General features: G+C 56.7%; 13 protein-coding genes and 2 pseudogenes. 8 read left to right on the forward strand and 7 right to left on the reverse strand.

From position 1 onward, the window contains the following. Window positions 1–90 precede the first annotated feature (90 nt). From QFZ94_RS43315 to QFZ94_RS43340, 6 genes and pseudogenes are all read right to left on the reverse strand, one after another. A complete protein-coding gene (locus QFZ94_RS43315) occupies window positions 91–276 on the reverse strand; it encodes a hypothetical protein (RefSeq protein ID WP_429464330.1) in 186 nt (61 codons plus the stop codon). 35 nt (window positions 277–311) lie between these two features. Then, window positions 312–1,684: pseudogene (locus QFZ94_RS43320) on the reverse strand (IS4 family transposase). Between the two features lie 79 nt (window positions 1,685–1,763). After that, window positions 1,764–2,375, reverse strand: a complete 612-nt coding sequence (locus QFZ94_RS43325; RefSeq protein WP_429464121.1) for an N-formylglutamate amidohydrolase — start codon at window positions 2,373–2,375, stop codon at window positions 1,764–1,766. A gap of 1 nt (window position 2,376) precedes the next feature. Then, on the reverse strand, window positions 2,377–3,369 hold the full coding sequence (locus tag QFZ94_RS43330) for a LysR family transcriptional regulator (RefSeq protein WP_429464123.1): 993 nt from the start codon (window positions 3,367–3,369) through the stop codon (window positions 2,377–2,379). A gap of 116 nt (window positions 3,370–3,485) precedes the next feature. Further along, a complete protein-coding gene (locus tag QFZ94_RS43335) occupies window positions 3,486–4,238 on the reverse strand; it encodes an arylmalonate decarboxylase (protein WP_368719002.1) in 753 nt (250 codons plus the stop codon). A 61-nt stretch (window positions 4,239–4,299) separates the two neighbouring features. After that, a complete protein-coding gene (locus QFZ94_RS43340) occupies window positions 4,300–5,004 on the reverse strand; it encodes a GntR family transcriptional regulator (protein ID WP_429464126.1) in 705 nt (234 codons plus the stop codon). A 373-nt stretch (window positions 5,005–5,377) separates the two neighbouring features. Between QFZ94_RS43340 and QFZ94_RS43345 the strand changes: the two genes are divergently transcribed. The 8 genes from QFZ94_RS43345 to QFZ94_RS43380 all read left to right on the forward strand — a co-directional run bounded on the left by QFZ94_RS43345 (window position 5,378) and on the right by QFZ94_RS43380 (window position 13,424). Next, the gene (locus QFZ94_RS43345) at window positions 5,378–6,520 is read left to right on the forward strand and encodes a M24 family metallopeptidase (RefSeq protein ID WP_429464127.1); all 1,143 of its coding nucleotides are present in this window, start codon (window positions 5,378–5,380) and stop codon (window positions 6,518–6,520) included. A 6-nt stretch (window positions 6,521–6,526) separates the two neighbouring features. After that, a complete protein-coding gene (locus tag QFZ94_RS43350; protein WP_368719005.1) occupies window positions 6,527–6,736 on the forward strand; it encodes a hypothetical protein in 210 nt (69 codons plus the stop codon). 29 nt (window positions 6,737–6,765) lie between these two features. Further along, complete coding sequence (locus QFZ94_RS43355) at window positions 6,766–8,070, forward strand: amidase (RefSeq protein ID WP_368719006.1); 1,305 nt, start codon at window positions 6,766–6,768, stop codon at window positions 8,068–8,070. Between the two features lie 57 nt (window positions 8,071–8,127). Continuing rightward, the gene (locus tag QFZ94_RS43360; protein WP_429464130.1) at window positions 8,128–9,210 is read left to right on the forward strand and encodes an ABC transporter substrate-binding protein; all 1,083 of its coding nucleotides are present in this window, start codon (window positions 8,128–8,130) and stop codon (window positions 9,208–9,210) included. Window positions 9,211–9,221: 11 nt separating this feature from the next. Further along, the gene (locus QFZ94_RS43365; protein WP_429464132.1) at window positions 9,222–10,382 is read left to right on the forward strand and encodes an ABC transporter ATP-binding protein; all 1,161 of its coding nucleotides are present in this window, start codon (window positions 9,222–9,224) and stop codon (window positions 10,380–10,382) included. Beyond that, window positions 10,379–11,647, forward strand: coding sequence for an ABC transporter permease (locus QFZ94_RS43370; protein ID WP_429464134.1), 1,269 nt, complete (start codon window positions 10,379–10,381; stop codon window positions 11,645–11,647). Before QFZ94_RS43365 ends, QFZ94_RS43370 begins: the two co-directional genes overlap by 4 nt. A gap of 2 nt (window positions 11,648–11,649) precedes the next feature. Further along, complete coding sequence (locus tag QFZ94_RS43375; protein ID WP_429464136.1) at window positions 11,650–12,504, forward strand: ABC transporter permease; 855 nt, start codon at window positions 11,650–11,652, stop codon at window positions 12,502–12,504. Between the two features lie 185 nt (window positions 12,505–12,689). Then, window positions 12,690–13,424, forward strand: a complete 735-nt coding sequence (locus QFZ94_RS43380; protein ID WP_429464138.1) for an N-formylglutamate amidohydrolase — start codon at window positions 12,690–12,692, stop codon at window positions 13,422–13,424. Here QFZ94_RS43380 and QFZ94_RS43385 read toward each other — a convergent pair. Next, a pseudogene (locus QFZ94_RS43385) lies at window positions 13,345–13,518 on the reverse strand (EamA family transporter RarD); the annotation flags it as partial. The gene QFZ94_RS43380 and the pseudogene QFZ94_RS43385 sit on opposite strands and share 80 nt — an antisense overlap. Window positions 13,519–13,522: the final 4 nt, after the last annotated feature.

Consider the following 13,522-nt stretch of genomic DNA (forward strand, 5'->3'; position numbering starts at 1 on the left):
AACACATGTGTCGAACAAATCTGTAGCAGTCGTCTTAAGCTCAATATCGAGGTATCCAGTGGATTCCACGATCTTGACCAGCCAAGCAACCTAGGTCCGCATGCGAGCTACCGATTCGAGTGCTTCCATGACCATGGTCTGCAGTGTTGCCTTGACCTGCTTTGCACGAGGAGAAATAAGCCTGAAAGGTGCGCTTTCTTCCATGTATGTTCTTTGGCTCATTTCAAGCTGGATTGCGTGGATGCCATTGCTCGGCGCTCCATAGTGGCGCGTGATGTACCCCCCCCTTGAACCTGAGCTTTACCCACAAGTTACGGACCTGAATTAAAGATGCGGAACATCTCGGTGATTTCGTGCAAGACGAGGAAACCTCGCCAGATGACCGTGGCGCCGGGTGGTGGATCATGACGTCGATTCAGGTAGCCGCCCAGGGCGGCAATCCATCGTATCGCCTTATGCAGCGACGGCACCGTGTCCGGTGGCCGGGTGGTTCGATGCACTCGGCAATACAGGGCTTGCCATTCGACGGGCTGGAGGACCACCTCACAAGGCAGGTCACCGTCCAGCCGCGCCAGCAGCGTGGTGTAGAGAATGCGCCAGGCAATGACCGCGAACAGGGAGGTGGCCCGAACAAAGCGTTCGAGCGTGCCGAACTGGCGGGCCTCGATGCGGCAGCCACTCTTGAGTACCCGGTGCCAGGTTTCAATCGTCCAGCGCCGTGCATACCATTGCAGCCGCTCAAGTGCCTGCCCGGGCGAGTGAGTGGGCACTGAGGTGAGCAGCATCCATTCGAGTGGCTCGATACCGGCAGGCGGTTTGTCCTCGATGACGTGCACGGCGAAGACGTCCAGCTCGGGCAAACGGGTCCGCGTCTGAGGCGGTCGCAGACGTACGCATGCGTATCGCAATGTCAGGCGTGCAGTGCGCTGGGGCGAGTCCCTTTGGCCGGCACCAGCAACTCGGTGTGACCTGCTGCGGGGGTGTCCAGTACTGCTTTCCAGAGATAGCGCTGGGGGTGCCGCGCGCAGCGGTTCCACGCCGCGCGCACCAGCCAGTCCACTCCGTCCGGGCGTTGCGCAGCAAACAGTTCATAGACATCGCTTTCGCGATCACCGATGCCAATGACTTGCGTGTGCTCACAGCGCGACTTCAGCGCCGACAGGTGCGCAAGTCCCTCGATCCACTTGATGCTTTCCTTCTCGTGGATGGGCCGGGATTTGCGCTGCGCGGCGCTGCCCTGGGTCTCTTCGCGACGCGCCCACGTCTTCATGCCCAGTACGCCGAGTGGCAAGCCTTCCGGACTGACCGCCAGCAGGCTGTGCATCAGGAACCCGCGTTCATTGCCACCGGTACAGCGCCCCAAACCATCTGTGGCAGGCAGATGCGTCAGGTTGAATTCGGTGGTGTCCTGTATCGCCAGCACCACCGGGATCTGCTCCATACGGTGCAGCGTCTGCGCGATATGCGGCGCCAGTACACCGTCGGTGTCGATCTGGTCGTTGTCAAAGAACCGGTAGGCCGCCTTCAGTTCAGCAGGCGAGAGAGCCTGCGGCAGCGACGTGTGGGGGCTGCTCGCCAGTTGACGTGCTAACACAATCAGGCGATGCGATAGGCGAGCGTCTCCGAGATTCGCTTGCGCGAATTCCTCGCTCGCCCAGTCTGCCGTGTCGTCTCCGATCGCCAATCCGCAGCCGCTACATCAATTGAATGCGCGAAAGTTAACACCGTCCGATCCAGTTTACAAGCGGACTTGTGGGTAAAGCTCAGCCCTTGAACCGACCGTTGGCGACCCAGGTGTATCCGCTTTCACTCGCCGCGTGGACAGCCGCTCGGAATACTGAACTGTCGCAGGTTCGGCCGTCTTGATTGCCCAGATTGAGTTCGTGAAGCGTTCCATCGAACAGTCGAGGCAGACAACTTGCGATGGAGTGCGCCTCCCATAACAGCACCTGTTGGTGCCGGTCACATAGCCTTCTGATCTCTTCAGCGAGGCACTCATGGTAGGGTCGCCAGTAAGTCCGAAGCCTGCGCGCTTTTTCATGCGTATCAGGAGCACGGCCGTCGCGGTACACCGATTCCCCTCGGAAAGTATGAACCGGATAGAGGCCTGTCGTTACTTGGCCGGGATATAGACTTTCATCAGACGGCGGTCTATTGAGGTCAATCACGTAACGCGAGACCTTCGCCGTAACGATGGTCGCGCCAAGGTTGTGTCCGAAATCGTATAGCTGGTCGAGATGCCAGTCCGTATCAGCCAAAGTAAGCGCAACATCTGAAAAGTCGTCGCGCAGATCTTCGGGGATGGTTATGCCGAGATGAGGGATGGAGATGATGAGCGGGGCGCCGCCGCGCACCAGTGAAAATATATCAGTCAATTTAAGGGCTCTGGTTCGTCGATCTTTGAAGAGCGGTAGCGGGCATCTGGGGGAAAAATCGCGTGAGTGCTGGCCGAATCAGACCGTCGATTACACGACCTGTAAGCGCGGCGACGTTGTCTACAAGGTCATGCCATTCTCCGCGGCGATGTAAGATGAAAAATTCCCTCCGGCTGAGGCTTCCCGGTGGTAGCGGGAGCACCACCAAGTCGTTGAGATAGTGACGTGCCTGCCATAAGCAAAGTGGAGTTGAGATGGCGAATCCCAAATTTGCGCTTACGAGGCTAAGCAATGGATCTGTTGCGTCGAACTCGTAGCGTCGGGGGCTATCGATGTTGAGATGTCGGGCAAGCCGCTCGACCTGTTGTCCGATCACAGAGCGCGCTGTATAGCGTATCAGCGGCAAGTCTCCAGATAAATGCGTCCACGCTGTGCTATCGCCTTTCCTGTTTTCAAACCACCGACGTGAGGCCACGGCCAGAAAAGCTTCCGACATCAGCGGCATCTCAGAGAGCCTTGTGTCGGTGATCGGCGTCTGCGTGCAGACGACAACATCAACCTCACCACGATGAATCTGCCCGGCGAGCGTCGGGGTGAGTCCTGACCAGAGCTCGATCTGACGAGCAGAATTAGACATGGCTCGAATCAACTCCGGTCCGACCGTCGCGGCAAAGGAATCAACACATCCAAGTCGGACAGGAAGCATCTCGCCCTGCGCCGCATCTTTCAGCCTGCTGCTGATATCTTGCGCCTGCTGAAGAAGCGGGCCGGCCATCTGTAGTAGGACTCGTCCTGCACGATTTGGCCGTGGGGGTCGGCTCTCCCGATCAAAGAGCTCTGTATTCTGCTCGCGTTCAAGAGACGCTATCGATTGACTTATCGCACTCTGACTGACCGCCAGCCGTTTGGCAGCCGCTGTCATCGTTCCTGTTTCGCAGACGGCGACAAACGCTTCAAGAGCGCGCAGGTCGATCGGCGGACGAGGTCGAGCCATGTGAGTTCCCATGCCTCTAAAAATGATGCGATGGAGGTACATCTGGCATGTAAAGAACGGGCGCAGGAGGTGCATCTTTTACCGATGGGGCTGGGAAGACTACCTCCTATGCTTGATCAGTGCTCGGAAAGAAGACGGCCAAACCCGTTCAGCCGATCCTCCATACCTGCGAGTCGCATGACATCCCATGCAACCGCCTGATTGCTCGTAATGACGGGTTTGCCGGTTAGTTTCTCGATCTCTTCGATCACCTCAATTGAACGAAGCGCGCCACAGCTGATGAAGATCGCATCTGCTTCCGGCTGATCAATGAAAAGCGCCATCTGCACGATGCTTTCAGGCGTCACTCGCACCATGTCGCTGTCTTTTTCCAGTTGCAAGCCATGGATTGCAAGAACCTCGAAGCCCTCGTTTTCGAGATAGACCTTTTCCATCTCGTTGATTTCATCAAGGTACGGGGTCCCGATGACGATCCGTTTGGCGCCTACAGCGCGCAGGCCACGAATGACAGCCGTTACCATGCTCGTGGTTTTTGCGTTGGGTGCGCCACGCGACAACTCTTCGAATACCTTCTTCTCGCCAACGACCAGACTTCCAGATGTGCAGCCATAGCAGATCACATCGAGGCTGCCGTCCGGAAGGATCCGTGCGGCTGATTCCGCGAGACTCGATGCGATGTTATCGAGCGATTCTCGTGTGATGCTATCGGGATTAGGGACTCTCGTGAAGTGGATCCCAACACCCTTTGGGAGAAGGGTGAACATGTCATCTTCGATTGTCTGCTCTGTGGCAAGCAAGACAAAACCCGCCTTGGCGCGATCATGTCGGCCCGCGTCAAAGTAAGGTCGAAACTCTGCCATTTCGCTCATAATAAGATGTCCTATTCATTTAATTTCATGTACCTACCCGGCACAGCTTGAATCAATTCGATTAACCGGTTATGAATCGAGCGATGCGCGCGAGGCCAAACGAGATGTAGTTGCGCTGAACAAGCCCCAACGCGCGCATATCGGCAGCTCGAAGAGCGCGACAGCACTCTTCGAGCTCTCGATTCAGGTATTCGACCTCTTCATCCCATAGGTCAGTGACAAAGTTGTACCAGACGCGAGACGCCTGAAAATAACACCGGTCATGTGTCTGGCGCAGTTCACGGTTTCTTATAAGTTCATTGATGGCGAAGTGGAGCTCGTGAAGGATCGACCAGAACTCGTCGTAATTCTTCGGTCCGCTCGACAGCTTCGCGGCTCGAGGAATCAGACGTTCGATCCGTTCAAGCGCTTGAGGGGCGTCGCCTGGCGAGCAGAAGTCGCCCAACATCTCGCTCAATCTCAAGCGAAAGTTGTATGTGTCCCGATACTCGCGAAACTCGACGCCGCTGACAATCGTCCCGACGCCGTTCTTGGTTTCAACCAAGCCTTCATATTCGAGCCTCTGCAGCACTTGGCGGATCGGGGTACGACTCACGTCGAACTCCTCAGCCAGAGCGCTCTCACCCAGCAACGTGCCTGGGGGGTAGTGAAGGCTGCAGATGCGATCACGCACGGACCGATAAATGTCCGGCGTCTGGCCACGGATCGACGGAGCTTTTGCTGTCGACCGAGACGATTGCTCCTTCAGCTTGACCACACGTGCCATTGATATTCCCCCGTAGAACGATGTCGCTAGCCCGGTGAGATCGCCCACTCAAGTTCCATGAAGAGGTGCACTCGATTGTAACGCCACCGTACGGCTATGTGCAACCTGTACACAGCTCTGCGACGAGCCCCTGTTTTCCCGAGGTAGCGGGCGTGGATTAATATGTCCCAGTGAAAAATGAAACGATGCAATTTTGAACGAGTTTTAGTAAATAGATATAGGAAAAATCGCCGAAATTGAGACTCGGGAGGGCAAAGTGACGCCACGCTCCTTCTGCGACAGGCCAGGCTAATTCCGCACTTGACAACAAAAATTGTCGTTCCTAAAGTGGACCTGTGTACATGCTGCATACAGCTAACCAAGAGGAGTTATTGTGGGCGAATACGAGAGTCGGGTAAGCAAGCTGCGCGTCGCACTGCGCGCAGCAAATGTCGATGTGGCGCTGATCAGTGACCCGGATGCGGTCGCATACTTCGCCGGCTTCTGGAACTACCTGGGTATGGATTTCGGTCGGCCGACCCTGCTGGTCATTCCACAGGACACGGACCCGGTTCTGATCACGCCTCTGATGGAATCGGAAATGTGCTCGCTTATGACGTGGATCAAGGACATCCGCCCGTGGGCCGACGGTATCGATGATGAGTGGCGCAAGCCGCTGCGAGAAGTATTGGAAGCGTCGAAAGTGGAACGCCTCGGTATTGAACGCGCAAAGATGCCACCGCTCGTGAGGGCTGCGTTGCCGGTTGACGCGGATCGCCTGACTGATATCGGACAGATCATTTTCGATCTACGTATGATCAAAAGCGAGAGCGAGATCACAACGATGAAGCAGGCCGGCCAGGTTGCCGTTGCGATGGTAAAGGCTGCGAAAGAAGTGATTCGCGAAGGCGTACCCGAGTATGAAATCGCGCTCGCAGTCATTGCCGGCGGTACGCGCAAGGCGGCGTCCTTTCTGGACGAACACGTCGATCGATTCGTGTCTCCGACGATCTATAACCTGCAGATTCTCCAATCGGGTCGAGACGTATGTCTCGTGCACCGTCGATCCTCCGTTCGCAAGCTACGGCGCGGGGACCCTGTATATCTGTGCTTCTGCGGCATCGCCAACTTCAAGAACTACAAGCTTGGATTTGACCGCGAATTTTTTGTCGGGTCAGTCACTGACGAACAGGCTCGCATATATGAAGCTGCGGTAGCAGCACAGCAAGCTGCCCTCGCGCAGATTAGGCCAGGCGTGCGCTGCGATGATGTTAATGCGGCGGCCGAACAGGTTTACAAGGACGCTGGCTTCGCACCCGGATACCGCACTGGTCGTTCGATCGGCTATTCGTTCCTCGAGACCCCAGAGCTCAAGCGCGGAGAGCAGCGCACCCTCGAAGCTGGCATGACGTTCGCAGTCGATGGTGGCATCACGATCGAAGGCGAGTTTGGTGGCCGAGTCGGCGATTCAATCGTCGTTACAGCGGACGGGTTCGAATACCTGACTGACTATCCGCGCAGCTTGGCGGTGGTGTAAGAGGCCATGACCGACACGATTTCGCTGAGAACCCTGGTCGCGGTGAACCGAGAATTTTTCGGCGGTCGCTGGACTGAAGGCGACCTTTCTGAACTCGTCGACCCGCGGTTTGGAGTCGTTTCCGACCTATCCAGTCTGGTCGGGCGGCTCGCCGCGATCCGCACGATAGACCTGGGCGACGTGGCGCCGCCTTGGGCTGAGGGCAACCGACCATGATGAGCGTAAAGAGCCAAAGCCTGAGAGGCATGTCTCAGGCGCTTGCGCGCGGCGACGTGTCGTCGTCAGGGATTGTTGAGCATAGCCTCGCGCTGGCCGAAGCCACTAACTCATGGATGAAGAGCCTGATTACGTTGACCGGCGAACACGGACTGGTTAAGGCCGCGGCGGCGGATGATCGCCGCCGCGGTGGAAAATCAATCGGGCTGCTTGATGGTGTTCCGTACGTTGCAAAGGATGCGTTTAAGACCGCAGGAATCCGAACAACGGCTGGAAGCAGAGTGTTGTCGGAACACTTTCCTGCCGAAGATTCCGCGGTGATTCGGAAGCTGGCGGACGCGGGCGCTGCCTTGGTTGGCAAAGCCAATATGCACGAATTTGCCTACGGGGCCACCGGCGAAAATCATTTCACTGGAACGACGGTTAATCCGTGGGATAGGGGACGGCTTGCGGGTGGCTCCAGCGGCGGGTCTGCAGCCGCAGTCGCTGCCGGGATTGTGCCGTTTGCATTGGGCACGGATACAGGCGGCTCGGTGCGCGTCCCGGCAGCGTTGTGCGGTGTCGCAGGATTCAAGCCGTCGTTTGGGTTCATCGACTCCAGCGGTGTCATTCCCTTCTGCTGGACGCTGGATCACGTCGGGGTCATTGCAACTAGCGCAGACGATGTATCAATCGTTTGCGAGTGCCTGACAGGGATCGATGTGTTCGAAGAAGCCGACTCAGCAGCATCGCTCCGTGTCGGCGTCCTGCCTGGTGCGGCGCTGACGCTCGAACAATCGGTCAGATCCGGCTACGAAAAGACTTTGGCTGCGCTTCGGGGGCTAGGAGCCACGTTTCATGAAATCGAGTTGCCGGACGCTGCGGAGTCGAGAACGGTGTCGCTCACAATACAGCTCGCCGAGGCGTTGGCTTACCACTCGCCGTTGATCGAATCATCTGGAGAGAAGTACGGCGCAGATATCAGGAGTGGTTTTGTGCTGGGGCAGCAACTGTCCGCCGAAAGTTACGTTCAGTGCCAAAGATTGCTGACGGCCTATCGGAGATCTTTCTCTCGTCTATTTGACATCGTCGATGTGATTGTCACGCCGACTTGCCCGATTGTTGCCCCAGAAATCGGAAGCACCAGAGTTCCAATCGGCGAGAGTCTTTATCCGGTTGGGAACGCATTAACGCTATACACCTCGTTTTTCAACGTCGTCGGAGCGCCAGCGATCGCCCTGCCTGCAGGGAGGGATGACAGAGGGCTACCGGTAAGCGTTCAAATCGTAGGTGCGGCAGGTGAAGACAAGTGGATTCTTCAGCTAGCCCAGCGATTGGAAAAGGACTTGCTGTAGAGGGTGCCCCGAAGGCCCGGCTGTATTCGAACTCTAACCTATCGTCAAGAGGAAATTATGCAACTCCGAAATACTTCAAAGCAAGCCCGGGCGTGTCTCTTCCTGCTGCTGAGTGCGGTCTTACCCACGACCTCGGCATATGCGCAACAACTGGTTGTAGCATCGTTCGGCGGCGCATACACGGCAAGCCAGTCCAAGGCGTTCTTCGAGCCGTATTCTGCAAAGACAGGCACTAAAATTCTTCCCGCCGACTATAACGGTGGCCTCGCGGAATTGCGCTCGCAAGTACAGGCCGGCTCCGGAGCATGGGACGTCATCGACCTCGAGTTTCAGGATGCTGCCCGAGCCTGTGATGAAGGGTTGATCGACCCTATTAAGGCTACCTCGCTAACTCCCGCGCCGGACAGCAAACCGGCGTCCTCAGACTTTGTGGAAGGCTCACTACTCGACTGCGGTGTCGGTACTATCCTGTGGTCGAATGTGATCGCGTACGACAAGCGAAAGTTTGCTGGCGCACAGCCCACAAGCATCGCCGACTTCTTCGATCTAAAAAAGTTTCCAGGGAAACGTGGCCTGAGCAACAAACCCAACGGGAACCTGGAGTGGGCATTGATGGCGGATGGTGTCCCCCGCGACAAGGTCTACGCGACGCTGCGGATGCCCGGCGGCCTTGAACGTGCATTCAAAAAGCTCGACACCATCAAAGCGAACGCGGTCTTCTGGGGCGCACAGGCGCAGTCGGTACAGCTTCTCGCAGATGGAGAAGTCGTGATGACCGAGGGCGGGAACGGTCGATTCACCGATGCAATCACCAAGGATAAAAAACCGTTCGGAATCATCTGGCAGGGACAAATCATCAACGGCGACGTCTTTGCAATTTCGAAGGCCAGCAAGAACAAGGCAGCCGCGCTCGACTTCATCCGTTACGCGACTTCTGCGCAGCAGCTTGCCATCCAAACGAAGTACATCAGCTATGCGCCCGCACGACGCTCGGCGCTCCCGTTTGTCGATGCTTCGTTACGCAATAACCTCCCGACGTCGCCAGCGAACCTGAAGGTTGGCCTTACAAGCGATATCGGGTTCTGGAATGATGAGCAAGATGAAATCAATCGTCGTTGGGCCGCCTGGATGGCTCAGTAAGGAGCAAGGTAATGCAAACGCTAAACGATTCCCAGCACCGGGCCCGTGCAACGTCAAGGGCAGTCGACGGCGATCACGTTGTTTTTTCTCAGGTCGAAAAGAGCTACGATGGGACGACGCAAGTAGTTAAATCACTTTCTCTTGCAGTCAGACGAGGTGAGTTTTTGACGTTGCTGGGACCATCAGGCTCGGGGAAGACGACAACCTTGATGATGCTCGCGGGGTTTGAGGCTCCGACTGCTGGGACGATTAGCATCGACGGCGTTAATTTGACCACGACTCCGCCCCACAAGCGGGGCATCGGCATGGTCTTCCAAAACTACGCCTTGTTCCCGCACATGTCGGTTGCCGACAACGTGGCCTTTCCGCTTTCTGCTAGGAAGGTCCCGAAAGCCGAGATCGCCAAGAAGGTGGCAAAAGCTCTGGAAATGGTGAAGATGCAGGACTTCGCGTCGCGCCGGCCGGCGCAGCTTTCCGGCGGACAGCAACAACGCATCGCGCTGGCTCGAGCGCTAGTTTTTGATCCTTCTCTCGTTCTGATGGACGAGCCGCTCGGTGCGCTGGACAAACAGCTTCGCGAGCATATGCAAACCGAGATCAAGCACCTTCACAAGATGCTGGGCGTGACCGTCGTCTATGTCACGCATGACCAGGACGAAGCGCTCGCGATGTCTGACCGGGTTGCCATCTTCAACAACGGCATCATTGAGCAAATCGGGCCGCCAACAGAGATCTACGAGTCGCCAAACACCGCGTTCGTGTCGCGATTCGTGGGCGATAACAATCTGTTGGACGGCATTGTGCACGCATGCTATGCGTCGGCCGATGGGGATTACCGCGCAAAGGTTACCCATGGCGAATGTCAATTCGAGGCTCTGACGTCAAAGCCGTTGACGTGCGGAGCGCGTGTCTCCCTCGTGTTGCGGCCCGAGCGCGTAGCAATTGCGTCTCAGGGAGCCATCCTCGAAAACCAGGTGAACTCTGAAATCATCGAGTCTACCTATTTCGGGGATCACGTCCGACTTACGTGCAAGATCCCGAGCGGCAACGAAATCTCGGTGAAGGTCGCAAACACGTCTAGCCTCGGATCGTTGCGATCGGGACAGAGCCTTCCCATTGGATGGCGCTCGGTCGATAGCCGCGCGCTGGCAGCCGCAGGGGAGCTGCGATGAGCCCAGTGACACTCGCCGAAGGTCAGACCGAAAGCACCAACGCGGACCGTTGGGGCGCAACGCTGAAGAGACGCGTCCAGAAGGCGAGGCGCCAGGAGACCCATAAATCGCTGCTCCTGGTTTTGCCAGTGATCTTGTTTCTGCTGCTTACGTTCCTCGTACCGATTGCGAAAATGTTCGAGGTCAGCATCTACGACTCGACACTACGCGATCTTCTTCCGGCTACTGCGCAAGCGCTAGACAGCGGCGGGAAGGGATCAAACGGCCAGGTCTGGACGGGGCTCGCTCGTGACCTCGTCTCCGCACGGGAGAATGGCAAGCTCGGCATGGTGGCGAGCAGGCTCAACGCTGAACGATCTGGACTCCGATCGGTTGTCGAGCGTACCGCAAGGCGCGCAGCTGCAACGGAACAAACGCCTGATCAGCAGTGGTTCGCTTCTGTTGACCCGGCCTGGAGTGACCCAGGCCTTTTGCCGATGCTCGCGCGCGCGACACGTCCGTTCACCTTCGACAACTACCTCGCTGCTCTCGATTTCCGCCGGGATGAGCACGGAAGTGTCGTCTCGCAGCCACAAGACAGCCGGGTCTACAGGTCGTTGTATCTCAAGACATTCTGGGTTGCCATCGTGGTGACCATGTTGTGCGCAGTATTGGGTTATCCGATCGCATACCTGATGGCGACGAGTTCGAAATCGACCGCGAACAAACTGATGGTCCTCGTTCTGGTGCCGTTCTGGACGTCCATGCTTGTTCGTGTAACTGCCTGGATGGTTCTCCTGCAGTCCCAAGGCGTGATCAACGATCTGCTCGTATTGGCGGGCGTCGTCAACGACCATAACCGGGTCATGCTGATCTATAACCTGACCGGTACATTGATCTCCATGACACACATCCTGCTGCCGTTTTTCATTTTGCCACTTTACAGCGTCATGGTTGCTGTTCCGCCCAGTTATATGCGAGCGGCCCAGTCGCTCGGCGCAGGGCGCTTCAGCTCGTTCTGGAAAGTTTACTTCCCGATCACGTTGCCGGGTGTTGGCGCCGGTGGCCTTCTGGTGCTCATTCTTGCGCTGGGCTTCTACATTACACCGGCGCTTGTTGGCGGCCAATCTGGCCAGATGATTTCTAACATGATTGCGTTCAACATTCAGGCGTCGTTGAACTGGGGACTGGCGGCCGCGCTGAGCATTGTTCTTCTCGTGGTCGTGTTGTCGCTTTATTTTGTGTACAACCGGTTGGTTGGCGCTGAAAATCTCAAGATGGGGTGAGCATGAACGTCCATAGCCAGCCATTTCGTTCTCCCCTTGAAAAGGGATGGAGCATTCTGTTTATCGTGATTTGTGCAGCGATCTTCGTTTTCCTCATTGCACCGGTGCTTGTCGTCATTCCTCTTTCGTTCAACTCGGAGCCATATTTCACGTTCTCCCGTGCCATGCTGCATTTACACTCTGATGCGTGGTCGCTGCGATGGTATGAATCGTTTTTTGACAATCCTCGATGGCTCTTGTCGGTCAAGAACAGTCTCATTGTCGGTGTCAGCACAACGATTCTTGCAGCGTCCATTGGCACGGCCGCAGCTCTCGGTCTTAGACAGCGCATGTTGCCCGGTAGGTCACTGATGATGAGCTTCATTCTCGCGCCGATGGTCGTGCCAACCATTGTGACTGGTGCCGGAACGTACTTTGTATTCGCGAAGGTAGGATTGGTGGATAACCTGTGGGGCTTGATTGCAGCCCACACCGCACTTGGGATCCCTTTCGTAGTTGTTACGGTTCTTGCGTCTGCGAGCGGGTTGGATCGCTCCTTCGAACGCGCCGGGGCGATCATGGGAGCCCCTCCATGGATGGTGTTTCGCCGGGTCACGCTTCCGTTGATCATGCCAGGGGTGACTGCGGGCGCTGTGCTCGCGTTCATAACCTCATTTGACGAGGTGGTGTTCGCGCTCTTCCTTCTCCCTAACCCGCAGTACTTCACTTTGCCGCGTCAAATGTGGTCCGGGCTCCGGGAACAGATCAGTCCCGCAATCTTAGCCGCGGCCACTTTATGGATCGCGTTGTCGCTGGTTCTGATGTGGGTGATGAGTGCGTTAAGAAAAAGAGCAGCAAATGTCCGCGCCGCGTCATAACGAGTTCCGGGAAGCGGGGCACGAGGCTTGTAGCATCCGGCACGGATCGACCCCGCTTTTGATCGTCCTGCCACATATCGGAACGAAGGTTCCACTTCATAGGAGCGGCGAGGGGTGGGACTCGCTTCGCTCCGGATGGGCCGATCCAGCCGCACACTTGGTGCTTAGCATCGCGCATGATATGGATGTGTCCACGATCGAAGGGATTTACCAACCCTAAGCTGATCGACCTGAACGTTGACGCCGAAGGTCCGCTGACCGATTCGTTCCAACGAGAGCATCTTTGTGCCCGAAGCAACCCATCGGGACTGCAACTGCGGGACCCTCTCGATTACCACGAGGTGCTAGGTCTCGTTACTAATATCTGGCAACCCTTTCACGACGCGGTGAGCTCTGAAATCTCTCGCCTTTCGATGTTGCATGACGAAGTTGTAGTCCTCGTCATTCACGCTGAGCAGCGTCTGAAAGGCTGGAATTTCGATGCATTCGAGAGTAGCTGCATTATCGCAACGGACTTGGGACAATCTACTGGTCGTCCTTTCCTAGAAGCGTTTATAGCGCCGCTGAACGTGAGCGGACATTCATGGGTGGTGAATCCCTGGTACTCTCGGGCTGCGACGGCGCATCGATATGGCGCTCCGGCGAATGGAGTTCACGTGATCGAAGCCGAGATAGGTGCCCGGCTGAGGAACCAATGCGAACTTACCGAGCGCTCACCTAGGAAGTGGAGCAATAGTGACGGCTATTTTGCCGGACATCTGCTTTTCAACATGCTTCATTCGATTTGCGCTGCCGCGGCAGCGTCACGGATGCCAGGTGTCTCTAGATTGCGTTTCCAGTTTATCGTTTGGGCGAACGCATATGCAGTGCGCCGTGTATGCCTATCAGGCCAACCGCGAGCCAGATGGGCGCATAAGTAGCGAGCTTCTGCTGAGTAAAAGATTCCCCCAACAACCCCAGGGAGACAAAGAGCAGCAACACAGGCTCGACATATCCTAAGAGCCAAAAAAGGCTCTGA

Source organism: Paraburkholderia sp. JPY465, assembly GCF_050436725.1.
GTDB classification, from domain to species: Bacteria; Pseudomonadota; Gammaproteobacteria; order Burkholderiales; family Burkholderiaceae; genus Paraburkholderia; species Paraburkholderia youngii.

What these genes read in the sequence shown, in the direction of transcription:
- QFZ94_RS43355 (WP_368719006.1), top strand. Translation starts at nt 6,766, where the DNA reads ATGTCTCAGGCGCTTGCGCGCGGCGACGTGTCGTCGTCAGGGATTGTT.
- QFZ94_RS43365 (WP_429464132.1), top strand. Translation starts at nt 9,222, where the DNA reads ATGCAAACGCTAAACGATTCCCAGCACCGGGCCCGTGCAACGTCAAGG.
- QFZ94_RS43330 (WP_429464123.1), bottom strand. Translation starts at nt 3,369, where the DNA reads ATGGCTCGACCTCGTCCGCCGATCGACCTGCGCGCTCTTGAAGCGTTT.
- QFZ94_RS43370 (WP_429464134.1), top strand. Translation starts at nt 10,379, where the DNA reads ATGAGCCCAGTGACACTCGCCGAAGGTCAGACCGAAAGCACCAACGCG.
- QFZ94_RS43340 (WP_429464126.1), bottom strand. Translation starts at nt 5,004, where the DNA reads ATGGCACGTGTGGTCAAGCTGAAGGAGCAATCGTCTCGGTCGACAGCA.
- QFZ94_RS43360 (WP_429464130.1), top strand. Translation starts at nt 8,128, where the DNA reads ATGCAACTCCGAAATACTTCAAAGCAAGCCCGGGCGTGTCTCTTCCTG.
- QFZ94_RS43380 (WP_429464138.1), top strand. Translation starts at nt 12,690, where the DNA reads ATGTGTCCACGATCGAAGGGATTTACCAACCCTAAGCTGATCGACCTG.
- QFZ94_RS43375 (WP_429464136.1), top strand. Translation starts at nt 11,650, where the DNA reads ATGAACGTCCATAGCCAGCCATTTCGTTCTCCCCTTGAAAAGGGATGG.
- QFZ94_RS43350 (WP_368719005.1), top strand. Translation starts at nt 6,527, where the DNA reads ATGACCGACACGATTTCGCTGAGAACCCTGGTCGCGGTGAACCGAGAA.
- QFZ94_RS43335 (WP_368719002.1), bottom strand. Translation starts at nt 4,238, where the DNA reads ATGAGCGAAATGGCAGAGTTTCGACCTTACTTTGACGCGGGCCGACAT.